Here is a 22524-nt window from a genome sequence, read left to right on the forward strand (position 1 = left end):
GGTCATGGCCGCTGGTTCATGATCTGCTTCAGAAGCACCGCGAGCAGTCCCATCGCGACGACGAGAATGCTGAGCAGGATCGCGCCGACGCCGAGGACGAAGGCGCTGACGAGCTGCAGAATGATGCCGCCGATCAGCGACACCAGCGCCAGCGCCATGCACATCATCGCCAGCAGCACGAAGATCTTCAGCGGATTGTAGTAGGTGCAGGCCTCCAGGACGTATTGCAGGGTCCGGATGGAGTCGCGGAACAGGTTCACCTTGGAGCGGCCGATCCGCTCCTTGTAGTCGATGTCGATGTAGTCGACGAACTTCGCGTTCATCATGTAGGCGAGGGTCAGCGACGTCGTGAAGCTGAAGAGGTCGCTGACATGCTCGAAATAGGAGATCGCAACCTGCTTGCCGAACACGCGCAGGCCGGAATTGATGTCGGGGATGTTACGGTTCGCCGTGAATTCGACGATCGCCTTCAGCACGGCGCAGCGGCGACTTCAGCCTGGACTCGCGGTAGTTCGGCCCGGTCCGCGCGCCGACGACCATGTCGAAACCCTGGTTGAAGCGGGCAACCAGGGCCGGGATCGCCTCCATCGGATAGGACCCGTCGGCGTCGCTGATGATGATGGTGTCGTATGTCGCGGCGCGAATGCCATCCTTCAGCGAGCGGCCATAGCCGATGTTGTGCGGATGCCTCAGCACTTTGGCGCCGGCCTGTTCGGCGAGCGCGCCGGTCCCGTCCACCGAGCCATCGTCGACGATGACGATTTCGTATGGGGTGAGTTGAGCGCTCTCGAGAGTCGCCTTCGCTCGTGCGATGGTTTCGACGATGCCGTTGCACTCGTTGAGCGCGGGAATGACGACTGAAATCATAAGCGGCGTGCAATGCAGGTGACGGACTGTCCGAAGAAGCCGCGCGAGAGTGGATCGAGCGCCCGCGACAGCGGCACGGCATATTTGTCGAACAGGGCGATCTGTCCGTTGACGGCGTCGTCGTTCAGCGACTGATGGCGCTTCAGGCGGTTGGCAAGCCATCCGAGCCCGCCGATCGGATTGAAGTAATTCAGCCGGACCAGCTCGACCGGTTGATCGGCGAGCAGCTTGGCGAGGCGTGTCGTGGTGTAGCGGCGGCAATGCCCCGCGAGGCGGTCGAGATCGTTGTAGAGCAGCATCAGGGCCGGGACGCTGATCAGCAGATGCCCTCCGGGCTTGAGCACCCGCACCAGATTGGCGACGGCGGTGGCGTCATCCTCGATGTGCTCGAGAACGTTGATGGTGAAGACCGCATCGACGCCCTCAGGAAACAGGGAACTCAATTGGTCGCGGCTGAGAATGTCGCAGACCGCGAACTTGCGGTCGGGCATCGCCATGCTGGCGCGTTCGACGCTTTCGCGGTCGTGGTCCACGCCGCAATACTCGCCGAGCTCTCCGAGCACTCTGCTGTAGAGCCCATGCCCGAACCCGACCTCGACGATTTTGCCTTTCAGATAGGGACGGAACTGGTCAATCACCCAGTTCATGTAATTCTGCGCGTCGGCGATCGCGCTCGAATACGTGTCAGCCCCGACTTTCAGGCCTTCCGTCGTCGACTGGGCGGGAAAGGAGGTTTGAGCCATGGACCCTTAAGCCTTGGAGCCTTACGCCTTGTTCGTGCCCGGGTTAGCAGCGAGCGCCCGACTTCTCAAGGACATGTGAGGCACAATCGCCTTAAAGTTCACGGCGCTAGGCGAGGCGCGGCGTCGCGCTCGGCCGAGGCTTGGGGCCGAGGCTTGGTGTCTGAACCGTGATCGGCGACGGACGAGATCGTGTGACACGCTGAGGTTGACGGCTCCGTGGCGGCGCCGTACTAATGATGATTATTGCCAGAAGTTACCATTACACGTTGCGTTGATTGTCGAGCATTTTTTTTGAAGGCCGCCGGTCGTGGCGGCTGCTGGAGGATTGCATGACCAAAAAGCAAAAGCCCAAGCCATCATCAAAAACATCCGTGGTGAACCTGGATGGGCAGGATCATCGCTTCGAGCTCCTTGCCCCCTTGTCCGATGCCGCACCCTTGGTGGCCGACGTCACGCCCCAGGTCATCACCGCTGCAAAGATGTCGGCGATCGCGCGATATGACTGGAAAAATCGCGGCGTGGCCTGCATCGGCTACACCGAAGGCATGGCGGTGGCTTACGCGTCGGCCTACGCGCGATTGCAGGCGCATGATCCCGTCGCGGACCGCATGGCGCGCCCCTTGGAACCTGCATTCCAGTCCCACGGCCATCTCAAGGGAGATGCTCTAAGCTGGTACAGCGACCAGTTGAGGGCCATCGGCATGGGCACGGCGACCGCGGTCGAGCGCTTGCGAGCCCTGTACGTCCTGCTGCTCGGTCTGGGCATGCGGGAGAGCAGCGGGCGCTTTTGCGAAGGACGCGATCGGAGCGCCAACAATCGAGCTGCCGACACGGCCGAAGCTGGCCTGTTCCAGATGAGCTTCGACCTCGTTGCGCCGCGCGCCGAATTGCTCGACGTCTTCCACCACTATCAGGACCATCCCGGCGAGGGGCTCCGCGAGATATTCGAGGTGGATATGCGTCCGCGCGAGAACGACCGCGACCGCGAAAATTTCGGCGATCCCGCCTCCTCGGGCTTTTCCTTTCAAAAGCTCAGCAAGGAATGTCCGGCCATGGTGGTCGAGATCGCTGCGCTGGGCCTGCGGGAAGAGGCGGGACATTGGGGGCCGATCATCAATCGTGCCGCCCAGATGCGGTCAGCGAGCAAGGAATTGCTGCAGGCCGTGGAACGAATCGTCGATGCACCGGCGATCGGAGCAGCCGGGCCTGCCGCCCGGGGGCTCGGCGCGGCCGCGACGCCGAGCCGTGCGGATCTTGCCCGCCGTTTTTCGGCACCGGTCCGTCTTTCCACTCTGCTGCCGATCAACAATGGGCTCTCGAGCGCCAAGGAGGAGACGATGATCTCGCTCCTCGGTTCGCCTCATATGCCGCTCACGACCGTCGGACAGAACGAGCGCGCATCCGATCTCGTCAAGCGCAACTTGGTGCTGGAGCGGATGTCCCCGCTGTTTCGCCTCACCGGCATCAAGCCGGCAATCGACGACGTGAAAGCTGTGTTGGCGAAAGCTTTCGCGCAGGAGCCGGATCTCGAAAACGTGCTGTCGACCGAAGGCATGCTCAGCGTGCGCATGCGCAAGCCGACCAATGGTTCGGTCAGCACCCATGTCTCCAACCACGCCTGGGGAACGGCAGTGGATTTCAAGGTCGTCGGCTTCGACGCGCCAGCGAACACCGGCGGATCCGTGCCGGCGTTCATCGCGCTGCTCATTCCGCTTTTCAACAAGATGGGTTGGTACTCGGGTGTCGGCTTCAACGACACCATGCATTTCGAAGTCTCGGAGGAGCGCATCCGGGAATGGGCGAAGAAAAAGGTTTTGAAATAGGCCCGGTGTGCGCTGAAATCGTCAGCGGCGCAGAACGTTTGATCGTGACAGCACTGAGTTCCGGGAGGGGCTTTCGATGCAGCGGATTGTTTTGGCGCGCGTGAAGCCGACGCTTTCACTTCCGGAGGCGCTCGACAAGATCAGGGGCGGAACGCGGGCCGTGGTCGTCGGTGACGGTCATGGATCGAGGGTCGTCACTGCCGGTGACATTTTCGAAGCCATGAACGACGCTCTTGATGCAGGCAAGGACCCAAGGAGCGTGGAGATCGGCGAGGTGGAGCCGACCCTCCCGAGGGTTGCGTTGGGAGCACCTCCAGTCACGGCAACCGACAGGTTTGGACCGCCGGGATCGTGGCCGTCTTTGACTTTCCCGGAGGAAGATCGATTTCGCTCGCTTCTGACAGCCAAGGACGGTGGCAAGGAGCCGCGCTACCTCGTCGAGGAGATCGGTCCCGAGGGGGCGGTGATCGTGACCTCGTCCGAGGTTCTCGCTGGCCACCTCGCCAAGAGCCTGACCATCTGCAAATGCGCGGGCGAACCCGTCCATAGTTTCGAACCGGATCAGGTCAGGGTACCCGGGGTCTGCAACAAACCCCACGGCAAGCCGGTCACTTGCAGCCAGGCGGGCATCGTGTGATCGGCGCGTTCAATTCGGTCTACACCGCGCTCCAGGGCTTCCTGTCGCGAACCTTCTGGTTCGCGGCCTTTCTTCCCGTCGCGCTGATTGCTGTCATTCATCTGGTGATCGCCACCCTGGCGGTCGGCCCGATCACGGTATTCGGCGCGACCCTGAGCCTGTCGGGGAGCCTCGATGCCGCCCAGTTTGCCACCACGGGAATCGTGATCGTCCTCGGCCTGGTCATCGTCGCCTACGCAGTCATGCCGCTGATGCCGCGCTTTCGCGGGTTGCTCGACGGAACTCTCCTGCCGGTGGAGATTCACGACTGGCTTCGCGGCATGCGCCGCACCGAAGCGAATATCCTGGAGAGGACGATCCAGGCACGCCTTGACGATTTGGGAGCGCTCCACACGATGCTGGAGCAGTATAGTCCTGCCGATAGTCCGTTTCGAACGGCGTATGCGGACGCAGAACGCCTCGCTGGCTTGCCCGACTCCCAGGTCGCTGACGCCGCAGCCGCCTCTCTCAAAGCCGCAAGGACGGCGATCGACAAGCGTCAATTGATGGCCGAGGCCGTACGCGCGGCGGAGGCTGCGGTGCGCACGATGCTGACCCGCAACAATCCCGACCAGCGCGAGCTCGCCCGCCTGATCGCCCCCGCCACACTCGACGCCGCCGCAGCCAAGCTGTGCGACCGCACCGGGGATCTCGCGAACCAATTCGAGGATGTTCTGAGTTCGGCTTGTCGGGAGGCGTTTTATGCTCACGAGATCATCAAGGAGCGGGTGCGGATCGCCGCAGCTCTGAAGAATCCTCGCGCGACGTTGATCGGAGACGCGCGATACGTGGTGGAGAGCTACGCCGAGGACGTGTATTGCGCGCAGTTCGATTTCCTCTGGCCACGTCTGCTCGTTGCCATCAAGGCGGAGAAGGCGGACGACCCCATATTGACGTCGATCGAGAATGCAAGAGCGCAGTCGGACTTTGCCGTTCTGTCCTGGGTTCTCATCCTCACGGTCCCGGCGATATGGTTGCCGACGCTGCTCGTGCGCGGCGGCCCCGCCTGGCTGTTCCTGGCGATCGGCGCGGCAACTCCCATGTTGCTCACGTTCTTTTACGAATTGGTCTTCGAGAACCAGCTCGCATTTGGCGACGTCGTGAAATCCACCATCGATCGACACCGGCTGCTCGTGCTCAAGATGCTTGGGCTTCCGCAGCCCACCTCGCGCAGCGGCGAGCGGCTGCTGTGGGAGCAGATCCTCGGCGCCGAAAAGGACGGCCGAACGACCGACCTCGTCTACCTCCCACCAAAGACCCAGTGACGCCATGCAGATTTCACGTCTCATTCCGATGGTCGCGTGGTGTCTCCTCGTCTTGATCGGGACACTCTTCCTGGTCGTCTATGGAAAGCCTCAAGGCCCCGTGGCGTCGCGCTTTCTTCCACCGAACACGTATTTGTTGCCGGCTGACCTCAGCTACTCCGGGTATGACGGTCGATACGTCGTCGCTGCGAATGGCCTCGCGCAAGGCGCAACGGTTTCTGCCGCGGACCTCGGCGATCAGCCGAACCTGCTCGACGGCGCGCAAGGTAAGTTGTCGCTTCTCGTCAGCGTCGATCGCTCGGCGGCGTCCGGCGTGCTGAACGCGGGCAGCAATCCGCAGCTTTGTGGCAAGAAACCCACGGCTTACGGCGCCGTCACCGTCCAGGCGGTGCGTTGCGAGAAGGACAAGAATAACAACCGATGCATAGCCATGGTTGAATTGCCCAATTCCGGCGCCGGCGAGATGGCGGCCAAGGCGCTGAAGGATGAAACGACCACCAAGGAATTGAGATTGGCGACGAAGTGCGATTTGTGAGGCAACATGCTCACCCTCAACTGGTCTGAGATCAAGAAGATCGATCTGGCTGCACAGGACATGGTTGCAGCCTGGACTGTCGCCCTGGACGTGCTCGATCCTGCGCTCAAATATCTGAGGTTCAGGGCGATCGGGAAGTGGACCGCGATGGCGGGGCTTTCTGCCTGCGGACCGGACGGGTTGATCGGGCAATCCTTCCCGGACGATCGGCTGATCCTCACCGATTGTGCGGTCGGAGCACTGATCGGCCGGATTGGCGGCAGCTCGGCGACGCTCAAGGGACCGACCACACCGGACGGCGGAGAAACCAAGCCTTTCCCGATCGGCTGCCACACGATCGTCAAGCTGCCCGACAACGCGACCGGACCCGTCTATTTCGGCTTCAACATCCTGGTCCGGCCTCTCAAGCTCGAGAGCCTCGAATTGACTGTGCTGGGCGCAAGCTGAGGTGCGGCCGGGGCCATGAATGGCCTCGTGATCGCTGCCTCCAGCGCCGGGTGCCGTCAATTCTCGTGGTGCGGGCAGCCGGGGTCGAACCGGCACAGCGCTTGCGCACCGAGGGATTTTAAGTCCCTTGCGTCTACCAATTCCGCCATGCCCGCTTGATCCAACGAGATCAAACACTTAAGTCCATCCCCGGGCGTTTGGAATTGGTGCTTTGCGTGAGCCGGGGACGTTCTTCCTTAAGCGAGCCGGGCGCTCAAGGCAAAGCCTCAATCCGGACACCAGGTGTTGCTTTAGGCATTCTCAATCCAACGGGACTATTCATCCGGCATGGCTGCTTCGTTATCCTCTTCCCTGCGCGGCACTGGCGCGCTCCTCGCGCTGCTTGTGGCCGGCGCCGCGCTGTCCGGCTGCGCCGGCATGAGCGAGACGATCGCGCCGGCCTTTGCCGATCCCGCCCGCTACGAATTATACGATTGCAAGCAGCTCGAGGGTGAGCGCAAGGCGCTCGCCAAGCGCACTGACGACTTGCGGGCCTTGATGGAGAAGGCCGAGACCGGCGCCGGTGGCGCGGTGGTGTCCGAGCTCGCTTATCGCAACGACTATATCGCGGTGCGCGGGCAGTCCCAATTGGCCGAGGACGCCTGGCGCCGCAACAGATGCCGGGAATCGCCGCCCGAGGCGACGCCGGCCCCCACGCCGTTGTCGCCGGCAGCCCCCGCCAAGCCCGCATCGAAATCCGGCAGGGCAGCCCGCTGAGGCGCCGCGCCCGCGGCGCGTCGTCTCAAGGCCGCCAGCCGTAGATCCAGTCCTGCCGCGCCAGCATGCGGTCCGGGCCGAGCGCGCGGATCGCAAGGTCGCGCGCAGCGGCAAACGGCCCGCTCAGGTGATAGATGCGGCCCTGCTGCCGCGCGGTCCGCTGCACCCGCCGCACCCGCGCCTGGCGCGCGCGGCCGTATTGTGTCAGCGCCGCGGCGATGCCCGCGCTGCTCTCGGCGGCTTCGAGGCTCAGATGCCGGGCGAGCACGGCGGCATCCTCGATCGCCATGCCGGCGCCCTGGGCGGCGAAAGGCAGCATCGCGTGCACGGCATCGCCGAGCAGCGCCACCGGACCCTTGCTCCAGGGGCAGCCGTCCGGCACGCCGAACAGCGCCCATTTCCGCCAGCTGTCGACCGTTGCGAGCATCATGCGCGCCGTCGGCGGCCAGCGTGGGCCGGCAAAGGCGTCCATCACCTCGAAGGGATCGCCGGGCGTGCTCCAGCCCGGCCTGTTCCAGGTGCCCGGCAGCACCGCGACCACGTTGATCTGGCGCCCGCCCGCGATCGGGTAGGCGACGAGATGGGCGTTCGGGCCCATCCAGAGCTGCACCCGCCGCGCGGTGTAGTCCTTCGGCAGCTGCGTGGCATCCAGCGTGCCGCGCCAGGCGATCAGTCCGGAGAAGCGCGGCTGCACCTCGGGAAACAGATGCTGGCGCACCGTCGACCAGATGCCGTCGGCGCCGATCAGCGCACTGGCAAGGTCGCTGCGGCGGATCGTGCCGCTGCGATGGACCACCGTCAGCCCCTTGGCGTGGGGGGCGACGTCCTCGAAGGTCGCGCCCAATTTCAGGTCGATGTCGGGATGGTCGGCCACGGCGCCGGCCAGCGCCGATTGCAGGTCGGCGCGGTGCACCACCCAATAGGGGGCGCCGGCGCGCGCGGAGGCGGCTTCACCGAGCGGCATGCGCAGCAGCTCGCCACCGGCCCGCGCGCTCATGATCGAGACCGCCTCCGGGACCACGGCGCGCAGCTTGAGGCGCTCGGCGAGGCCGAGCTCGACCAGCACGCGGCTGGCATTGGGGGAGAGCTGCAGTCCGGCGCCGACTTCCTCGAGGCGCTCGGCCTTCTCCAGTACGACGATGCGGAAGCCGCGGGCGGCGAGGGCGAGCGCAGCCGTCAGGCCGCCGATGCCGGCACCGGCGATGACGATCGTTCGGGAGAGCGCCACCCCTTAACCGGTGGACGCGGTCAGGCCACCTTGTCCTTCAGCACGCATTCCGGCGGGCGGGCTTCGCCCGCCTTCAGGTCGGCCGCGAAGCGGTACAGCGTCGAGCAGTAGGGGCAGATGATCTCGTTGTCGTTGCCAAGGTCTAGGAAGACGTGCGGATGATCGAACGGAGGGTTGGCGCCTACGCACATGAACTCTTGCGAGCCGATCTCGATGACGGGGACACCGGCATCGTTATGGAAGTGCGGGACGACATGGTCGGACATCGTAGTTCATCCTGGAGTGGCAATGGCGGCAGACGCAATCAAAAACTGACGCGGCATTTTGAGGCGCCGCGGACCATACTGGCGGGTGCAGATGATTGCTAGTCCAGCGGAACCGAAAGCCCCGCAATTGCCCCATGCTCATTTGCTCATGCAAATTCGACACAATCTTGCGGCCTGAGAGAAGCCCTTCTTTCGTCGGGGACGTTGTGTCGCAATTTTGGCATACTATGTCTGTGGAGAAGCGAAATTGCGTCGAAAGACGAATCATCCTGCGCCATCGATCTCAGGGACCGCAAGGCGCTCCAAATCTGGCCTTTCCACATGAAGTGGCTGCGAATCAGCACAGCGTTGACCGGTATCGTGGCCTGCGGCTTCATGCTCGCGCAGGTAGCACCGCACGCCCGTGAGGCCGGCGCGATCCTCGCCGCCCAGGACGACCCGGCCGCGCTCTCCGAGCTCAAGCTCGATTCATTGCTGCGACAGAACGACCGCCTGGTTCAGGACAACATCGAGGCCGCGCTCGCCGCTGGCGATGCCGATCTCGCCGACAGCTTTGTCGCGCTGGCGCGTGACCGCAACATCGCGCTGCCTGACGACCTCCTGAGCCGCGTCGGCGACGCGGTCAAGACCGAAGGTTCGACCTCGCACTTTGCCAAGCGCTTCGCCACCGGCCTCGTCACCGGCAATGCCGACGACGTTGCGAGCCTCTCGGGCACGGTGGCCGGCGATCTCTTCGTGATCGGCGACATCCGCGACGTGGTGCGCGAGGGCAAGCATCTGGCCATGGGCGAGGACACCGATCGCCTCGTGCTCGGTCTTGCGGCTGCCGGCCTTGCGGTCACGGCGGCGACCTATGTGTCCGTCGGTGGCGCGGCGCCGGTGCGGGCCGGACTGACGTTGGTCAAGGACGCGCGGAAAGTCGGTCGGCTGGGCGAGGGGCTCGCCGTCTGGGCCGGCCGCTCCGCGCGCGAGGTCGTGGACGCGCCGATGCTGCAGAACGCGGTCGCCAAGGGTTCGGTGTTCCGCCCAGGCGAGACGGTGGGCGCGATCAAGGCCGCGTTCCGGGCCGAGAAGGCCGGCGCGCTGGTGCGGCTCGGCAAGGACGTGACGCGCGTTGCCGAGAAGACCGGCACGCGCGGGGCGATGGATACGCTGCGCATCTCCGAGGGCCCGAAGGACGTCGCACGCGCGGCGCGGCTCGCGGAGGCGCAGGGCGGCAAGACGCGCGCGATCATGAAGCTGCTCGGCCGCGGCGCGCTGCTGCTGATCGGCGGGGCGTTCGATCTGACGATGTGGCTGTTCGGCGCGGCGCTGACGCTGTTCGGCCTTCTCTCCTCGATCAAGGCCACGACCGAGCGCCTCACCCAGGCCTGGTGCGATCGCAAGAGGGCGCGCCGGCTCCGCCGGGCCCGGATCGCGGCCGACGCCGCGCTGGCCGATGCGGCCGCGACGGCCTGAGGCGCGCCGCGCTTCGGGCTATTGTTTGAGCACGATGTTGCCGGAAAACCGCTGCACTGTTTTCCGGACCGTGCTCTAAGATCGACCTGTCCCCCACAAGATCTCACGGAACTGATGATGCCGAGCTTTCACAACGGCGCCGTTGAAATTGCCTATCTCGATGAAGGCGAGGGCGAGCCGATCATCCTGGTGCACGGCTTTGCCTCGAGCAAGAACGTCAACTGGGTCTATCCGACCTGGGTCTCGGAGCTGCGCAAGAACGGCCGCCGCGTCATCGCGCTCGACAATCGCGGCCATGGCGAAAGCGCAAAGCTCTACGAGCCCGCGCAATATTCGATTCCCGTGATGGCCGGCGACGTGCTTGCGCTGATGGATCATCTCGCCATCCCGCAGGCCGACATCATGGGCTATTCGATGGGCGGGCGGATGACGGCCTGGCTCGGCCTCAACGAGCCGCAGCGCCTGCGCTCGGCGATCCTCGGCGGCATCGGCATCGGCGGCCTGATCGAGGGCACCGGTCCCGGCGAGAACGTCGCGCTGGCGCTGGAAGCGCCTGGGCTCGACGATGTCACCGATCCCGTCGGCCGCACCTTTCGCGCCTTCGCCGACCAGACCCGCTCCGACCGCCGCGCGCTCGCCGCGTGCCTCCGCGGTACGCGCGATCTCATGACGAAGGACGAGGCCGCGCGCATCGACGTGCCCGTGTTGATCGCGGTTGGCTCGACCGACGATGTCGCGGGAAGTGCCAGCGCGCTCGGCACCATCATTCCGGGTTCGGAAGTGCTCGACATCCCCAACCGCGACCACATGCGCGCGGTCGGCGACAAGGTCTACAAATCAGGCGTGCTGGATTTCCTCTCCCGCCGCGGGTGACGGCCGATGCTCACACCGCCTTGTCGCTGAACGCGGCGGGAAGCGTGGTGAGGAACGATATCACGCGCTGAGTGCGCAGGGGCGGGCGGCGGCCGGAGGCGCGCAGCATCCATAGGGGTTCCCCAGGCGCGCGCCAGGGCCCCAGCACTTCGACCAGCCGGCCGGTGCGAAGATCTTCGTTGATGAGCCACGCCGGTCCCCAGCCGATCCCAAACCCGTTCGCGACCAAAGCGAGCGAAGCGTGTGCGTCGTCGCAAATGTGCTTAGGCTTGGGCGTGACGCGAATGGGTGCTTTGCCGCGCGGGTCGGCGAAGCGCCAGGTCAGGATCTGACCACTCGCAGGATTCCGGAAGCCGACATGGTCGTGCGAGGAAAGCTCGTATGGAGTGGCCGGCACGCCGCGCGCGTTCAGATAGGCGGGCGAGGCGCAAGCGATCCAGGAGAAGTTGCAAAGCCGCCGCGCCTGATGGCCGGGCGCGCGGTCGAGGGGCCCCGAGCGGATCGCGACGTCGACGCCTTCCGCCGCGAGATCGAGAATCTCGTTGCGGAATTTGACCTCGATCTCGATTTCCGGCCGTTCTCGCAGGAACGCGGGCAGTCGCGGCAGGATGCATGCGCGCGCGAACGAGGCGGGGGCGGTCACGCGCACTCGACCGCCATCGTCGCGCACGACTTCGCCGAGCGCGGATTGGACACGGGCGAGGCTTTCGACCAACGCGCGTCCTGCCGTCATCAGCCTGTCAGCGCCAACGAATGGGTGGAGCGATGCAAAAGCCGCAACCCGTGAGCCTTTTCGAAGCGGGCGACCGCTTTGGACATCGCAGAAGTGGTCGTCCCCGCCCGCCGCGCAGCTTCGGCGAAGGAGCCCGCCTCGACGACGCGAACGAAGGCGAGGAGACGCGAGAGATCGGGAGGCAACGTTGTTGTGGACATGCAGTCCACACAATCATGGCTACGCCGTCACTACAAGAGCCGGTCCCCCACGGCTAGATCGGGGACGTCAGCGCGCATTCTGCGCCGCTGGAAACGCGGGACCTCCCATGAACCTCATCGAAATCACCCTGCAAGCTCTCGACGCCGCGGAGCGGGCGATTCCACCCGGCCAGCCGTTCTACATGCTCAATTTGCTGCGCTATCGCGCGCAGGCGCGTTACGAGGACGGATTCGACGCCGCGCCCTGCTCGGGTCGTGAAGCCTTCAATGAACGCTACAGGCCGGCATTCCGGCATCTCGCAGCCGGCAAGCCGCTCGTGCGGATGTTCTCCGTGCCGGTCCTCGCGAGCGTCGTCGGCTCGCCAGTCGAACGCTGGGATGAAGCAGCGATCAATGAATACGGCGATTTCGCCACCTTCCGCGCGATCGTCGAAACCGAGACCTACCGGCGCGAAGTTGCTCCGCATCGGCACGCGGCGCTCGAAGATTTCCGGCTGCTCGCGCTCGCCAAGGCGACGTGAAGTGCCGGCGCGCTCGGCGCCATCATTTCGGGTTCGGAAGTGCTCGACATCCCCAACCGCGATCACATGCGCGCGTCGGCGACAAGTTCTACAAGAGCGGCGTATTGGAGTTTTTGTCACGGCGCGAGTGAGGGGCCTGGACGACGACGTTGCCGAGATGCGAACACAACGCTCTGGCGTAAGGCACCCGCGCGACGACGTTTGCCGCTACTCCGCCTTCGCCTTGATCTCGGGCAGTGGCGCCTTCCGCTCGAAGGGCTTCTTCTTCGGCGGTGCGGGCAGCAGCCCCTCCCTGATCGCCTGCTTGCGGGCGAGCTTGCGGGCGCGACGAATGGCCTCGGATTTTTCGCGAGCCTTCCTCTCGGACGGCTTTTCGTAGGAGCGGCGCTGCTTCATTTCACGGAAGACGCCTTCGCGTTGCATCTTCTTCTTGAGAACACGAAGCGCCTGCTCAACATTGTTGTCTCTGACGAGTACGTGCAAATTGATCCTCCTCGGCTGCGCGTGCGACACATCCTGCTGGCAGCCAATTGCGCAGGAGCTTTCATTGCGATTTTCGAAGAATGGTGCGGCGACGTTCGTCGCCGCTTGGACGCGCCAACTGTCTGCTACGACGAGCAGATGCGTTGCGCGGACGTGACCACCCTCGTGCAGTCCTGTCAATCGATAACGCCCGGCTCTCGACCGGCGAACTCGTTGCTGGAACAGGTGCTTTCGGGAAACAAGCCGACTTTGCGCCTTGCAAACTCGTGAAGGTGGTATATATTGTTTCTTGCTCGATTAGCCGCTGTGCCTTGTTGAATGCGCCCGCGGGCTCCTTTTCCAAAGACATCGACGAAGTTGAAGATAGCTGCCTGATTGTCAGGCGGAATGCGCTTGCGCGCTTTGGAGAAGAAAATGGCGACAGGTACGGTCAAGTGGTTCAATGGCCAAAAGGGCTTCGGATTCATTCAGCCCGACGACGGTGGTAACGATGTGTTCGTTCACATCAGCGCCGTCGAAAGAGCTGGTCTTTCGGGTCTCGGAGAGGGCCAGAAGGTCAATTTCGAAGCCAAGACAGACAAGATGCGAGGCAAAGTCAGCGCTGAGAACCTCTCGCTGGCTTGATATCGTGGGGCCGTTTCACGGATGTACTGAAACGGTTGCCTTGCCCGCTCAATCCCAGGATTGAGCGGGTTTAGTCGTTTGCGGAGCCGGTGAGCGATGACGACGAAGAAATCCGCGGAGCCGTCACCCGAAAGCGTCGCGCGGTTCGAACGCAAGCGCCTCGCCGCCGAAGAGGGCGCGCGGGCGTTGGCTGATGTCGAAAAGCAAGGCATCGAGGTTCGCAAGAACATGGCGCGCCTCCGGGAGGCCCGCGAGGCCAAGGAAGCCGATGAAGCTCTCCGGCCGCCTGCGCCGGCGCTCAAGAAGCGTTCAGGAAAGCGGGCGCGATAGTCGGGCTCAATCCTGCCGGCGAAGTTCGAAGGGCCGATCAACATGCCGGAGATTGCAGATCGTGCCTAGGATCAAGCCGGAACACGGAACCATCACCTTCTTTCTCGCTTCCGGCGCACACCGGCAATTGTGCCGGCTTGCCACGACATTCAACACGCAGAAGCAGGCCTTGAGCTACCTCCAGAAGAACCGAACGGAGTTCGAGCGTCGGGCTCGGGCGCGTCTTGCTGCGGGCGAGCTCGAAGACGGAATCGTCGTGCTCTCGATGCTTTGAAGAGTTCAGCACGGGCACTCCGGCAATTCCGGAATGTCTAGTTGATGAGCCCCTTTTTCTCCCGAACCAATGTCGCGCGGACAACGGGGCCGTTGGTATCCCTGACTTCGATGGCGAGGCCCTCGCTGCTCGCCAGCGGATCGAGTCCTCTGGCAATATCGGCGAGAGAAAGCGCGGCCTCGATCTCGGCAGCCCGCTGACTGAGCAGATCCAGGCCTTCTTCGTCTATGACGAGCTCCGCCCCGTCTCGGATGTCGAAGTAAAATCGGGACACGGCCTATTGCTTCACGTCGCGCTGCGCGCGCCGCTCGGCCTCTCGTGCCAGACGTTCAGCCTTCAGCCGCTCCATGTTGGTGTAGAGGGCCAGTTCGGCCTTCTCGTAATCGGTGGAGATCTTTTCCGGCGTCTGCTTGAAGAACTTGTTGGCCGCGCTGATCGCGGGTGTTCGATAAGGCTGCTTCATAGCTTATCCCTCGTCATGTGTTAGCGGGGAGGCCTGACCGCGCTTGTTGTTTTTCGGCCGATCGAGGCGCACCCCGTCGAACTCTTCGGGGCCTTCGATCAGATCGCGCTTTCGGCTTGCGCGGTCGTTTGCTGTCGTCGCCATGTCGCTCATGCCATCGATGGCGTCGCCGGCCATTTTCCGGGCGCGCCGCTTCTGCCGATCTCCGTGGGTGTCGGATGCAAGTCCCAGTTCGACCAGACGGCCGATTGCGTCGGACAAGCTCGTAAGATCGTTTTGATGCGCCATCCATGCCGTGACGGCTTCCAGCAGGGATTGAGAAGGCCGAAAACAAACGGTCCGTGTGTGATGGGGCTTGTTCGCCTGCTTCCTCATGAAATCCGTTGGTTGCCGCAACGCACCCCGTCAGGGGGGCGTATGACAAGCACCGGGCTTCCGATGCGTTCCTAAGTCAAATCATCCTTGTTCGACGCGACGCTCCGGCGCAGGGGGCTGCCCCGTGAAGCCGGCCGCGACGGTCATGGCTTCGGGTTTGCGGCGGATGGCAAACTGTTCTTCCGCTCCCATGGCCTCTTGCCCTCGGCGTCGCGGTCCCAGGGGCGGGCTGCCGTGGAGCTTTTCTCCTCTTCAGCCGCCTTCGCACGATCGGATTTGACCTGCTCGCGGTCCGACAGCGGCAGCTTGCCGGTGGGCTGTTCTGTTTGTGCGAAAGCAGGGAGGGTTGTCAGCAGGACGACGGCAAGGAATTTTGTCATTCCCGAAGTTAGCAGATCAACGCCGGCTTGTCCGGTTTAGTTTGTGGCTCGGTCCGGCCGGCATGACCGGGAACTTGTCATCTGGCCATCTTGATCTGCAGATATAGCATTTACAAATCATCGCGCGCTTTGATGTCGTCGCCGAACCGCCGTGTCAGCGCCATCAGGACCACGAAGGTCGCGACCCACACCATCCGCGCGCCGTAGCGGTCGTGCGGGCCGGAGATCACTGCGCAGATGAAGGCGTTGCCGAGCAGCGCCAGCGTCACGGTTGCCGCCAGCAATGTCAGGTCGTCGAGCCGGCGGTTCGCCAGCGCATGCGCGAGCAGCGCGACCAGCGCCAGCATCGAGGCCAGCGCGACGGGCACATGCAGCCAGTTGACGTAGTCGAAATCGAGCCCCCAATGCTGCTGCCGCGCCGCGCGCATCGGCGCGGCCTGCGAGGGGATGTAGCGCTCGATGATGCCGCGGGTGTGCGGGATCCAGCCGTTGGTGCCTTCGCCGGTCGCCACATGCAGCAATTGCTGCCCCATCGCGCGGAGCGCCGCGCCGGCCTGCCAGGCCGGATAGTCGGCGAGCGCGTGCACGACGATGTAACCCATCTCGTCGTTCATGCCTTCGAAGCGGCCGAGCGTGTTGAACATGCTGTTGCCCCACAGGAATTCGTCCGCGGTCGCCGGCAATTCGTTGCGGTAGGGACAGAGCTTGAATGTCTCGCGCGGGCAATGGTCGTTGAGGTAACGCGCGACGATGCCGTCCTGCATCATGCGGCCGAAGGCGACGCCGTAGCCGCCTGGCGTCCATGCAACCTTGCCCGACAACGCATAATTCGCGGAGACCAGCATCAACCCGCCCGCGACGATGGTGAGGCTCGCCTGCGTCAAGCCGGCGAGCGGAAGTCGGGCTTTGAGAAACGGCCGTGTCATCCAGCCCACGGCGCAAAGCCCCAGCAGCACGCCGAGCGTCGCGCTGTGGGTCGCGGCGGCAAAGGCGGTGAAGACGAACAGCGAGATCTTTTCCAGTGTCGAGATCCGCGCAGCGCCCACAATCAGCAGGAACAGCGACAGGATCGACAGCCCGGCAAAGATGTCGGTGAGCAGCATGCTCGCAAGCCAGGGCAGCGCGGTCGACACGATCAGGCAGAGGCTGATGGCGACGAAGCGGAAGGTCTGCATCATCGAGAGCACGCGCAGCGTCAGCTGCAGCAGCCACAGCGTCGCCAGCGACTGGACCGCGAGGTTGATCCAGAAGCCAAAACTCTCGCCATAATGCAGATAGAGGCCGAACACCGTGGAGCGGCTGGGGACGAGATAACCCTCATACCAACGCGCCAGATAGCCGCCGGTATCCCATTGCAACAGCGGATAGCCGTTCCAGAACGCCGGCGCGATCATCAGCAGGGGCAGGGCCACCGCCGCCAGACGCAGCCAAAACGAGCCCGCGGCGCGCGCGCGCAATTGATCGGTGGTGATGCTCAAATCGTCCCGTCCTCGCTTGTCGAGCATGCTCGCAATAACGGCTGGATGAGAATTCACCAATAGTTTGACGCCGCCCGGCTTGAATTTGGCAAAACTCTGACCACTTTGAGCCGACCTTGCCACTTGGGGGCGTCAGAAGAAACTCTTGTGTTTCAACGTCTTGGCGTGCTTTGGCGGGGCAAGGTGCTGTTCACTCTCAGGCAAGCCCGTCAGGACTTTGCCGCCTAGACTATGCTATAGAACCGGTGAAACGGGTCTATTCGAACGAGCAAATCCCGGAGAGCAATTCCATGGCAGTGCATCAGGTCAATCCGGGAGGAAAGCTCGCATCGCTCGATCCGATCTGGGACCGGATCAAGGGCGAAGCGGAGGACATCGTCCGTCGCGAGCCGGAGCTTGCGACCTTCATCTATTCGTCGGTGCTGCATCACGGCCGCCTGGAAGATTCGGTGATCCACCGCGTCGCCGAGCGGCTCGATCATTCCGCGCTGTCGGGCGACCTGGTGCGCCAGGCCTATATGGACGCCCTGCGCGACGATCCCGATCTCGGTAACGCCTTCCGCGCCGATCTTGTCGCCGTCTACGACCGCGATCCCGCGACCTCGCGCTTCATCGATCCCTTGCTCTACTTCAAGGGCTTCCACGCCATCCAGACCCATCGTCTGGCACACTGGCTCTATCTGAAGGGCCGCAAGGATTTTTCGTATTACCTGCAGAGCCGCGCCTCGGCGGTGTTTCAGACCGACATCAATCCCGCCGCGCGCATCGGCCGCGGCATCTTCCTCGACCACGCCACCGGCTTCGTCTGCGGCGAGACGGCTGTGATCGAGGACGACGTCTCGATCCTGCATGGCGTCACGCTCGGCGGCACCGGCAAGGAGAACGAGGATCGTCACCCGAAGATTCGTCACGGCGTCCTGATCGGCGCCGGCGCGAAGATCCTCGGCAACATCGAGATCGGCCATTGCGCGCGCATCGCCGCCGGCTCGGTCGTGGTCAAGCCCGTGCCGCACAACGTCACGGTCGCGGGCGTGCCGGCCAAGATCGTCGGCGAGGCCGGCTGTGCCGAGCCGTCGCGCACCATGGATCAGATGATCAACGCCATGGGACTTTGAGACATGGGACTTTGAGACATGGGGCTCTGAGCTCGCGTGCAAGGGCCGGATTTTTCAGGCCCTTTTCGTCCCCAAATTCTTTGGCAATTCATGCTGGCGGTTCGCCGCATCTCGTCCTAAAACCCGCCGACCAATTTCGATCGGAGACTTGCCGTGGACGTCAAAGAAGTCAGAAAGCTCGATGCGTATCTGAAGCGCGTATTCGGCAATCCCAAGATCCGCGTCGTGCCGCGGCCGAAGAAGGACGATTCCGCCGAAGTCTATATCGGCGAGGAATTCATCGGCGTTCTCTTTGTCGACGACGAGGACGATGATCGCTCCTTCCAGTTCCAGATGGCGATCCTCGAAGACGATCTCGTCGATCAGGAATAGTCTCTGTGCGCTCTCGTGTCCCGGACGCACTGCAACGCCTTCAGCGTTGCAGTGCAGAGCCGGGACCCAGAAGCTCCACGGCGCCTCTCCAACATGGGCCCCGGCTCTGCAGCGCACCGTCGAAGCGACGCTGCGCTGCGTCCGGGGCACGCACCGAGATTGAGCCGCGCTCTTTCCACGCCGTCATTGCTTCGCTGCGCCGCTGCGCTCGCAATGACGAAGATGCCAAATCGCCCGAAAATTTCCTTCGAAAAATACGAAGTGCGCCAAGCACTTGCTACTGTGCATGGGGTTGTTTTGCAGTTTTTGCTTTGGGCGTACGCGCCCGCGCTCAGCCCTTCGGCCCGCGCAATTGCGCGGTCAGCCTGTCCATCGCTTCCGCCGCGTCGCGCCATTGCGACAGCCAGCTGCGCGGAAAGCGGAAGGTGAGGTCGGCGCCGCCGACGCGGCGTTCGGACAGGCACATGCCGGGCGTCGCCGCATCGCGCGTGCAGCGCGCGGTCAGCGCCGGGCTCGCCGCCGAATAGAGATCCTCGCTGCCGTAAGGCGTATCGCTGCGGAACATCCGCATCGTCAGGCCGTCAGCGGGCGACACTGCCGCCTGGTCGAGATAGCGCGGATAAATGGTGGCGGTGCGCTGCTCGGGCGAGAGCGCGTCGTGATGCGCCGAGATCGACAGGAAGATGCGATCGATCGACTGCACCGCCGTCTCCACCGTATCGGCGGTGACGTGCTTCGGCGCGCCGGGCGGCTCCAGTGAGGGGTAGAGGAAGTCGAGGTCGATCCGCTCCTGCGGCCCGGAGTGGCGCTGGATCTTCATGCGGATCGCGGTCACCGGCAGGTTGAACAGCGTGCCGCCGATGCTCACCGGCAGCTTGTCCGGGGCGTTCGCGCCACCTGCGCCCCAGGTCGGCCACAACAGATAGGCGACCAGCGCGACCGCGCCCAATGCCGCCGCGCTGCCGAGCAGGATCGGCACGACATGCGCCCGGGTGCGCGTGCGTGGGGATCTGAGGGAAGCTGCCGAAAACACCGTCATGAGCTTGCGCTGGGTCGAACCGGATGTCGGCCGGTGGCCGACGAATCAGCGGGGAATATGCCACGGGGCGGCGTTTTCGCGCAGCGTTCCGCATCTGCGGCGGGCGGGGGCGGCCCTGCGCTTCCCGGGCGACGTCGTTAACCTTCCCTTAAGGATAATGTAGCGTTAACCGGCACTCTTTGTCACAGGAAGGCGGTGGCGTTGCGTAAGGGCGGACCGTTCCGATGACACCTGAAGCTTTCAATACCCTGTTCTCGATTTGCATCGGTTTCGCGCTCGCGGGCGCGCTCGTGAACGGATACCAGGCGGTCGCGCACCGGCCCGCGGGCTTCGGCCTGCTGCAGGACGGCGTGGCGCCGAAGACCTTTGCGGCAGTTCCGTTCCTGGTGTTCGCCGCGCCCTTCATCATCATGCGCAACACGCTCCGGGGCATGCGGGTGGAGACCCGCCGCGCCGAGTTCGTGATGATGGCGACCGTCATCGCCGGCTTCTGGAGCATGATGAGCGGCACCTTCTTCCTGATGACGCTGCGCGCGGCCGGCGTTCTGGGCTGAGACCAGCGCGTCAGGCGCCGCCTTCACGGCGGCCCTTTGCGTCGGAGCTGCGGTTTGGCTATGCCTGTGCGCGACGCGACAGGAGACCTCCATGGCGATCTACGAGCTCGACGGGCAGGCGCCCGACCTTCCCGCCGACGGCAATTACTTCATTGCCGACACCGCGACCGTGATCGGCCGCGTGCGCCTGAAGCCAGGGGCCAGCGTCTGGTTCGGCGCTGTGCTGCGCGGCGACAATGAGTGGATCGAGATCGGCGAGGGCGCCAATGTGCAGGACGGCTCGACCTGTCACACCGATCTCGGCTTCCCGCTCGTCGTCGGCAAGAACTGCACGGTCGGCCACAACGTCATCCTGCACGGCTGCACCATCGAGGAGGGCGCTCTCGTCGGCATGGGCTCGATCGTGATGAACGGCGCCAGGATCGGCCGCAACAGCATCGTCGGTGCCGGTTCCGTCATCACCGAGGGCAAGGAGTTTCCGGAACGCTCGCTCATCATCGGCTCGCCCGCCCGTGTGCTGCGTACGCTCGACGATGCCCAGGTGCAGCGCATGGGAAGCGCGGCCAAGTTCTATGCCGCCAATGGTCCGCGCTTCCAGAAGGGGCTGAAGCGGATCGGCTGACGCCCAGGCGGTGCCCGGTCGGGTCCCGCCGTCCCGGTTCCATGCCGTAACAATACTGGTTGAAACCTTAAGCCCCCGCTAGCACCGCAGGCGGTAGCCTGGGATGTTTCAACCAGGGAGGGCGGCGCCATGGACGCTGCATTGGGATCCGGCCTCGCTTCCGGCACCAATCTATTGAAGAAATTCGTTCGCTTCGCGCGCGGCGCCGATACGCTGAGCGTTGCGGAGAAGGTCTACAGCATTGCTGCCTTTCTCGCGATCGTCACCACCTTCCTGCTGGTGATGTCGGTGCAGTCCGTGCGCCTGCAGACGACGTATCGACACATGCATTCGTCTTCCGCGGCGGCCGCGATCAATGTCGGCCGCATCAACGCGCTGATCTACGCCGCCGTGATGGAGTCGCGCGGCATCTACATGTCCACCGATCGCCGTGCGATGATGCCGTTCGCGGACGGGCTGGTCCGGCGCAACCGCGAGCTGGCCGACGCCGTCAAGAGCATGGAGCGCACCGTCAGCGACGACGATGCCGAGCTGTTCGGCGCCTTCCGCCAGCGCATCGCGCAATTCATCACGTTTCGCCAGGAGCTGGCGCGGCGCGGCATGGAGATCAGCTCCGCGGCGGCGCGCGAATGGGGCGACAACACCGCCAACAGGACGCTGCGCAGCCAGCTCAACACGGACCTCGAGGCGCTCGAGCGGATCTACAGGCAGCGCGCCCTCGATGCCGACGCGCTCGCCGACGAGAACCGCTACGCGGCGGCCTATCTGTTCGCGCTGGGGCTTGCGGCGCTGCTGTTCGCGGGACTGAACGTCGTTGTCATGCGCGGCTCCGTGGTCGGTGCGCTGGCCGATATCACGCAGGCGACCGACCGGATCGCGCAAGGCGACGTCAAGAGCGAGGTGCCGCATCTCGGCCGTCACGACGAGATCGGGCGACTTGCGCGCGCCGTGCAGAATTTCCGCGACGCCGTTGCACGCATCTTCGAGCTCGAGGAGCTCGAGCTCGGCACCGCGCAGGCGCGTGACGCGGCGAGAACCGAGCGCGACAATTTCAACGACAAGTACCAGGCCAAGAAGTGGCAGCTTTCGGCCGCGATCAACAGCATGCCGCAAGGTCTGGTCATGCTCGACGGCAAGGCCAACGTGGTCGCGATGAACTCCAACTACCGCCGGATCTACAATCTGCCCGAGACGATCCAGGCCGGATCGACGCTCGAGGAGATCCTCCAGCATCGGGTCGAGAGCGGACTGTTCAGCGGCAACGTCGCGAAATACGTCGCGGCGGTCATCGACCGGATCGACAAGCGCGAGCCGGCGTCTTACGAGATCGCCCTGAACGATGGCCGCACCATCAAGATCTACGAGCGTCCGATGGACGGCGGCGGCTGGGTGTCGGTGCAGGAGGATGTCACCGAGCAGCGTCAGCATGAGCGCATTCTCCAGCGCATGGAGCGCTTCCTCGCCACCATCATCGAGAACGTGGCCGAGGGCATCATCGCCAAGGATGCGCGCAATTTGCGCTACGTCTTCGTCAACAAGGCCGCCGAGAAGATGATCGGCATGGCGCGCAGCGAGATCATCGGCAAGACCGCGCGGGAATTGTTCTCCCCCGATGCGGCCGAGCTGATCGAACGGCGCGACCAGCAACTGCTCGCGCAGAAGCAGCAGCTCGAGCCGATCATCGACACCATCGACAATCCCACGCGCGGGCGTCGCGTGATCTCCGCGCGCCGGGTTCAGATTGGCGGCGCGGGCGAAGAGTCCCACATGTTCGTGACCATGGTCGAGGACCGCACCGAGAAGTTGGTGGCGGCCGCGTAACGTCGCTTGCGCCGCGGCTGCGGCGCGTCAGCGCCCTTCGGATTCGCCGGCCTCGATGGCGCCGGCGACCCTCTCGTGGCCGGCGACCCACAGCGCATGTTCGTCGCTGCCGTTTTGATAGGGATTGGCCTCGGCTGGAATGTTTTCGCGCGCGGCGCGTTCGCCCTCCGCAAAGGGATCGCGATCGGTCATCGTGACTGGTC

Annotated in this window: 32 protein-coding genes, 1 tRNA gene and 1 pseudogene; 18 read left to right on the forward strand and 16 right to left on the reverse strand. The window is 64.2% G+C overall.

Going from position 1 to position 22524, the window contains the following annotated elements:
- Window positions 1–2: 2 nt before the first annotated feature.
- From QRQ56_RS01960 to QRQ56_RS01970, 3 genes are read right to left on the reverse strand one after another with little or no spacing between them, the layout of a single operon-like run.
- Window positions 3–476: a hypothetical protein gene (locus QRQ56_RS01960; RefSeq protein ID WP_438737261.1), complete on the reverse strand. Its 474-nt coding sequence runs from the start codon at window positions 474–476 to the stop codon at window positions 3–5.
- Window positions 439–867, reverse strand: a complete 429-nt coding sequence (locus QRQ56_RS01965; RefSeq protein WP_438737263.1) for a glycosyltransferase family 2 protein — start codon at window positions 865–867, stop codon at window positions 439–441. The genes QRQ56_RS01960 and QRQ56_RS01965 overlap by 38 nt, the downstream gene beginning before the upstream one ends.
- On the reverse strand, window positions 864–1610 hold the full coding sequence (locus QRQ56_RS01970; RefSeq protein WP_438737265.1) for a class I SAM-dependent methyltransferase: 747 nt from the start codon (window positions 1608–1610) through the stop codon (window positions 864–866). The genes QRQ56_RS01965 and QRQ56_RS01970 overlap by 4 nt, the downstream gene beginning before the upstream one ends.
- A 329-nt stretch (window positions 1611–1939) precedes the next feature.
- Here QRQ56_RS01970 and QRQ56_RS01975 point away from each other — a divergent pair, with 329 nt between their 5' ends.
- From QRQ56_RS01975 to QRQ56_RS01995, 5 genes are all read left to right on the forward strand, one after another.
- Entirely contained in the window at window positions 1940–3433 is a 1494-nt protein-coding gene (locus QRQ56_RS01975) for a M15 family metallopeptidase (RefSeq protein ID WP_438737267.1), read from the forward strand.
- 76 nt (window positions 3434–3509) lie between these two features.
- Window positions 3510–4070 (forward strand): hypothetical protein, encoded by a 561-nt coding sequence (locus QRQ56_RS01980; RefSeq protein WP_438737269.1) that lies wholly within the window; start codon window positions 3510–3512, stop codon window positions 4068–4070.
- Complete coding sequence (locus QRQ56_RS01985; protein WP_438737271.1) at window positions 4067–5374, forward strand: hypothetical protein; 1308 nt, start codon at window positions 4067–4069, stop codon at window positions 5372–5374. The genes QRQ56_RS01980 and QRQ56_RS01985 overlap by 4 nt, the downstream gene beginning before the upstream one ends.
- A 4-nt stretch (window positions 5375–5378) precedes the next feature.
- Complete coding sequence (locus QRQ56_RS01990; RefSeq protein ID WP_438737272.1) at window positions 5379–5909, forward strand: hypothetical protein; 531 nt, start codon at window positions 5379–5381, stop codon at window positions 5907–5909.
- A gap of 6 nt (window positions 5910–5915) precedes the next feature.
- Window positions 5916–6356: a hypothetical protein gene (locus tag QRQ56_RS01995; protein ID WP_438737273.1), complete on the forward strand. Its 441-nt coding sequence runs from the start codon at window positions 5916–5918 to the stop codon at window positions 6354–6356.
- A gap of 66 nt (window positions 6357–6422) precedes the next feature.
- Here QRQ56_RS01995 and QRQ56_RS02000 read toward each other — a convergent pair.
- Window positions 6423–6511 (reverse strand) — tRNA-Leu (locus tag QRQ56_RS02000).
- A gap of 172 nt (window positions 6512–6683) precedes the next feature.
- Here QRQ56_RS02000 and QRQ56_RS02005 point away from each other — a divergent pair.
- Window positions 6684–7112 (forward strand): twin-arginine translocation pathway signal, encoded by a 429-nt coding sequence (locus tag QRQ56_RS02005; RefSeq protein ID WP_438737275.1) that lies wholly within the window; start codon window positions 6684–6686, stop codon window positions 7110–7112.
- Window positions 7113–7137: 25 nt separating this feature from the next.
- Here the strand turns inward: QRQ56_RS02005 and QRQ56_RS02010 are convergent, their stop codons facing one another.
- On the reverse strand, window positions 7138–8340 hold the full coding sequence (locus QRQ56_RS02010; RefSeq protein WP_438737277.1) for an FAD-dependent monooxygenase: 1203 nt from the start codon (window positions 8338–8340) through the stop codon (window positions 7138–7140).
- A gap of 20 nt (window positions 8341–8360) precedes the next feature.
- Complete coding sequence (locus tag QRQ56_RS02015; RefSeq protein ID WP_007602543.1) at window positions 8361–8606, reverse strand: zinc-finger domain-containing protein; 246 nt, start codon at window positions 8604–8606, stop codon at window positions 8361–8363.
- A gap of 321 nt (window positions 8607–8927) precedes the next feature.
- Here QRQ56_RS02015 and QRQ56_RS02020 point away from each other — a divergent pair, with 321 nt between their 5' ends.
- Window positions 8928–10064, forward strand: coding sequence for a hypothetical protein (locus tag QRQ56_RS02020; protein ID WP_438737278.1), 1137 nt, complete (start codon window positions 8928–8930; stop codon window positions 10062–10064).
- A gap of 117 nt (window positions 10065–10181) precedes the next feature.
- Window positions 10182–10937 carry an alpha/beta fold hydrolase gene (locus QRQ56_RS02025; RefSeq protein ID WP_438737280.1) on the forward strand — a complete coding sequence of 252 codons (756 nt, stop codon included), beginning with the start codon at window positions 10182–10184 and terminating at the stop codon, window positions 10935–10937.
- 10 nt (window positions 10938–10947) lie between these two features.
- Here QRQ56_RS02025 and QRQ56_RS02030 read toward each other — a convergent pair whose 3' ends face one another.
- A complete protein-coding gene (locus QRQ56_RS02030) occupies window positions 10948–11670 on the reverse strand; it encodes a substrate binding domain-containing protein (RefSeq protein WP_438737281.1) in 723 nt (240 codons plus the stop codon).
- Window positions 11670–11870 (reverse strand): LysR family transcriptional regulator, encoded by a 201-nt coding sequence (locus tag QRQ56_RS02035; RefSeq protein ID WP_438737283.1) that lies wholly within the window; start codon window positions 11868–11870, stop codon window positions 11670–11672. The genes QRQ56_RS02030 and QRQ56_RS02035 overlap by 1 nt, the downstream gene beginning before the upstream one ends.
- A 107-nt stretch (window positions 11871–11977) precedes the next feature.
- Between QRQ56_RS02035 and QRQ56_RS02040 the strand changes: the two genes are divergently transcribed.
- Window positions 11978–12391 (forward strand): hypothetical protein, encoded by a 414-nt coding sequence (locus QRQ56_RS02040; protein ID WP_438737285.1) that lies wholly within the window; start codon window positions 11978–11980, stop codon window positions 12389–12391.
- A pseudogene (locus QRQ56_RS02045) lies at window positions 12392–12522 on the forward strand (alpha/beta fold hydrolase); the annotation flags it as partial.
- A gap of 76 nt (window positions 12523–12598) precedes the next feature.
- Here QRQ56_RS02045 and rpsU read toward each other — a convergent pair.
- The gene (gene rpsU, locus QRQ56_RS02050) at window positions 12599–12874 is read right to left on the reverse strand and encodes a 30S ribosomal protein S21 (protein ID WP_438740046.1); all 276 of its coding nucleotides are present in this window, start codon (window positions 12872–12874) and stop codon (window positions 12599–12601) included.
- A gap of 414 nt (window positions 12875–13288) precedes the next feature.
- On the opposite strand from rpsU, the gene QRQ56_RS02055 reads away from it, so the two are divergent.
- The 3 genes from QRQ56_RS02055 to QRQ56_RS02065 all read left to right on the forward strand — a co-directional run bounded on the left by QRQ56_RS02055 (window position 13289) and on the right by QRQ56_RS02065 (window position 14102).
- Complete coding sequence (locus tag QRQ56_RS02055; RefSeq protein WP_438737287.1) at window positions 13289–13498, forward strand: cold-shock protein; 210 nt, start codon at window positions 13289–13291, stop codon at window positions 13496–13498.
- A 96-nt stretch (window positions 13499–13594) separates the two neighbouring features.
- Window positions 13595–13828, forward strand: a complete 234-nt coding sequence (locus tag QRQ56_RS02060) for a transcriptional regulator (protein ID WP_438737288.1) — start codon at window positions 13595–13597, stop codon at window positions 13826–13828.
- 52 nt (window positions 13829–13880) lie between these two features.
- Window positions 13881–14102 (forward strand): hypothetical protein, encoded by a 222-nt coding sequence (locus QRQ56_RS02065; RefSeq protein WP_438737290.1) that lies wholly within the window; start codon window positions 13881–13883, stop codon window positions 14100–14102.
- A 37-nt stretch (window positions 14103–14139) separates the two neighbouring features.
- On the opposite strand, the gene QRQ56_RS02070 is transcribed toward QRQ56_RS02065, so the two are convergent.
- From QRQ56_RS02070 to QRQ56_RS02090, 5 genes are all read right to left on the reverse strand, one after another.
- Window positions 14140–14376 carry a DUF6894 family protein gene (locus QRQ56_RS02070; RefSeq protein WP_438737292.1) on the reverse strand — a complete coding sequence of 79 codons (237 nt, stop codon included), beginning with the start codon at window positions 14374–14376 and terminating at the stop codon, window positions 14140–14142.
- Between the two features lie 3 nt (window positions 14377–14379).
- On the reverse strand, window positions 14380–14565 hold the full coding sequence (locus tag QRQ56_RS02075; protein WP_438737294.1) for a hypothetical protein: 186 nt from the start codon (window positions 14563–14565) through the stop codon (window positions 14380–14382).
- A gap of 3 nt (window positions 14566–14568) precedes the next feature.
- Window positions 14569–14940 carry a hypothetical protein gene (locus tag QRQ56_RS02080; protein WP_438737296.1) on the reverse strand — a complete coding sequence of 124 codons (372 nt, stop codon included), beginning with the start codon at window positions 14938–14940 and terminating at the stop codon, window positions 14569–14571.
- 143 nt (window positions 14941–15083) lie between these two features.
- A complete protein-coding gene (locus QRQ56_RS02085; RefSeq protein WP_438737297.1) occupies window positions 15084–15320 on the reverse strand; it encodes a hypothetical protein in 237 nt (78 codons plus the stop codon).
- Between the two features lie 110 nt (window positions 15321–15430).
- The gene (locus QRQ56_RS02090) at window positions 15431–16798 is read right to left on the reverse strand and encodes a hypothetical protein (protein ID WP_438737299.1); all 1368 of its coding nucleotides are present in this window, start codon (window positions 16796–16798) and stop codon (window positions 15431–15433) included.
- A 290-nt stretch (window positions 16799–17088) separates the two neighbouring features.
- On the opposite strand from QRQ56_RS02090, the gene cysE reads away from it, so the two are divergent.
- Window positions 17089–17913: a serine O-acetyltransferase gene (cysE, locus tag QRQ56_RS02095; RefSeq protein WP_438737301.1), complete on the forward strand. Its 825-nt coding sequence runs from the start codon at window positions 17089–17091 to the stop codon at window positions 17911–17913.
- A 153-nt stretch (window positions 17914–18066) separates the two neighbouring features.
- Window positions 18067–18285, forward strand: a complete 219-nt coding sequence (locus QRQ56_RS02100; RefSeq protein WP_007602550.1) for a DUF3126 family protein — start codon at window positions 18067–18069, stop codon at window positions 18283–18285.
- A gap of 331 nt (window positions 18286–18616) precedes the next feature.
- Here QRQ56_RS02100 and QRQ56_RS02105 read toward each other — a convergent pair whose 3' ends face one another.
- Entirely contained in the window at window positions 18617–19324 is a 708-nt protein-coding gene (locus QRQ56_RS02105; protein WP_438737303.1) for a hypothetical protein, read from the reverse strand.
- A gap of 224 nt (window positions 19325–19548) precedes the next feature.
- On the opposite strand from QRQ56_RS02105, the gene QRQ56_RS02110 reads away from it, so the two are divergent.
- From QRQ56_RS02110 to QRQ56_RS02120, 3 genes are all read left to right on the forward strand, one after another.
- Window positions 19549–19878 (forward strand): DUF6949 family protein, encoded by a 330-nt coding sequence (locus QRQ56_RS02110; RefSeq protein ID WP_438737304.1) that lies wholly within the window; start codon window positions 19549–19551, stop codon window positions 19876–19878.
- Window positions 19879–19969: 91 nt separating this feature from the next.
- Window positions 19970–20500, forward strand: coding sequence for a gamma carbonic anhydrase family protein (locus tag QRQ56_RS02115; RefSeq protein WP_438737305.1), 531 nt, complete (start codon window positions 19970–19972; stop codon window positions 20498–20500).
- A gap of 129 nt (window positions 20501–20629) precedes the next feature.
- Entirely contained in the window at window positions 20630–22321 is a 1692-nt protein-coding gene (locus QRQ56_RS02120; RefSeq protein WP_438737307.1) for a PAS-domain containing protein, read from the forward strand.
- Window positions 22322–22348: 27 nt separating this feature from the next.
- On the opposite strand, the gene QRQ56_RS02125 is transcribed toward QRQ56_RS02120, so the two are convergent.
- Window positions 22349–22513, reverse strand: coding sequence for a hypothetical protein (locus QRQ56_RS02125; RefSeq protein ID WP_438737309.1), 165 nt, complete (start codon window positions 22511–22513; stop codon window positions 22349–22351).
- Between the last annotated feature and the right edge of the window lie 11 nt (window positions 22514–22524).

This window comes from Bradyrhizobium sp. U531 (assembly GCF_051710265.1).
GTDB lineage: Bacteria > Pseudomonadota > Alphaproteobacteria > Rhizobiales > Xanthobacteraceae > Bradyrhizobium.

Excerpts from the sequence above, each read along its gene's own strand:
- QRQ56_RS01965 (WP_438737263.1), bottom strand. The coding sequence starts at position 867 with ATGATTTCAGTCGTCATTCCCGCGCTCAACGAGTGCAACGGCATCGTC.
- QRQ56_RS01970 (WP_438737265.1), bottom strand. The coding sequence starts at position 1,610 with ATGGCTCAAACCTCCTTTCCCGCCCAGTCGACGACGGAAGGCCTGAAA.
- QRQ56_RS01975 (WP_438737267.1), top strand. The coding sequence starts at position 1,940 with ATGACCAAAAAGCAAAAGCCCAAGCCATCATCAAAAACATCCGTGGTG.
- QRQ56_RS01980 (WP_438737269.1), top strand. The coding sequence starts at position 3,510 with ATGCAGCGGATTGTTTTGGCGCGCGTGAAGCCGACGCTTTCACTTCCG.
- QRQ56_RS01990 (WP_438737272.1), top strand. The coding sequence starts at position 5,379 with ATGCAGATTTCACGTCTCATTCCGATGGTCGCGTGGTGTCTCCTCGTC.
- QRQ56_RS01995 (WP_438737273.1), top strand. The coding sequence starts at position 5,916 with ATGCTCACCCTCAACTGGTCTGAGATCAAGAAGATCGATCTGGCTGCA.
- QRQ56_RS02005 (WP_438737275.1), top strand. The coding sequence starts at position 6,684 with ATGGCTGCTTCGTTATCCTCTTCCCTGCGCGGCACTGGCGCGCTCCTC.
- QRQ56_RS02015 (WP_007602543.1), bottom strand. The coding sequence starts at position 8,606 with ATGTCCGACCATGTCGTCCCGCACTTCCATAACGATGCCGGTGTCCCC.
- QRQ56_RS02020 (WP_438737278.1), top strand. The coding sequence starts at position 8,928 with ATGAAGTGGCTGCGAATCAGCACAGCGTTGACCGGTATCGTGGCCTGC.
- QRQ56_RS02025 (WP_438737280.1), top strand. The coding sequence starts at position 10,182 with ATGCCGAGCTTTCACAACGGCGCCGTTGAAATTGCCTATCTCGATGAA.
- QRQ56_RS02030 (WP_438737281.1), bottom strand. The coding sequence starts at position 11,670 with ATGACGGCAGGACGCGCGTTGGTCGAAAGCCTCGCCCGTGTCCAATCC.
- QRQ56_RS02035 (WP_438737283.1), bottom strand. The coding sequence starts at position 11,870 with ATGTCCACAACAACGTTGCCTCCCGATCTCTCGCGTCTCCTCGCCTTC.
- QRQ56_RS02040 (WP_438737285.1), top strand. The coding sequence starts at position 11,978 with ATGAACCTCATCGAAATCACCCTGCAAGCTCTCGACGCCGCGGAGCGG.
- QRQ56_RS02055 (WP_438737287.1), top strand. The coding sequence starts at position 13,289 with ATGGCGACAGGTACGGTCAAGTGGTTCAATGGCCAAAAGGGCTTCGGA.
- QRQ56_RS02060 (WP_438737288.1), top strand. The coding sequence starts at position 13,595 with ATGACGACGAAGAAATCCGCGGAGCCGTCACCCGAAAGCGTCGCGCGG.
- QRQ56_RS02075 (WP_438737294.1), bottom strand. The coding sequence starts at position 14,565 with ATGAAGCAGCCTTATCGAACACCCGCGATCAGCGCGGCCAACAAGTTC.
- QRQ56_RS02080 (WP_438737296.1), bottom strand. The coding sequence starts at position 14,940 with ATGAGGAAGCAGGCGAACAAGCCCCATCACACACGGACCGTTTGTTTT.
- QRQ56_RS02085 (WP_438737297.1), bottom strand. The coding sequence starts at position 15,320 with ATGACAAAATTCCTTGCCGTCGTCCTGCTGACAACCCTCCCTGCTTTC.
- cysE (WP_438737301.1), top strand. The coding sequence starts at position 17,089 with ATGGCAGTGCATCAGGTCAATCCGGGAGGAAAGCTCGCATCGCTCGAT.
- QRQ56_RS02105 (WP_438737303.1), bottom strand. The coding sequence starts at position 19,324 with ATGACGGTGTTTTCGGCAGCTTCCCTCAGATCCCCACGCACGCGCACC.
- QRQ56_RS02110 (WP_438737304.1), top strand. The coding sequence starts at position 19,549 with ATGACACCTGAAGCTTTCAATACCCTGTTCTCGATTTGCATCGGTTTC.
- QRQ56_RS02115 (WP_438737305.1), top strand. The coding sequence starts at position 19,970 with ATGGCGATCTACGAGCTCGACGGGCAGGCGCCCGACCTTCCCGCCGAC.
- QRQ56_RS02120 (WP_438737307.1), top strand. The coding sequence starts at position 20,630 with ATGGACGCTGCATTGGGATCCGGCCTCGCTTCCGGCACCAATCTATTG.
- QRQ56_RS02125 (WP_438737309.1), bottom strand. The coding sequence starts at position 22,513 with ATGACCGATCGCGATCCCTTTGCGGAGGGCGAACGCGCCGCGCGCGAA.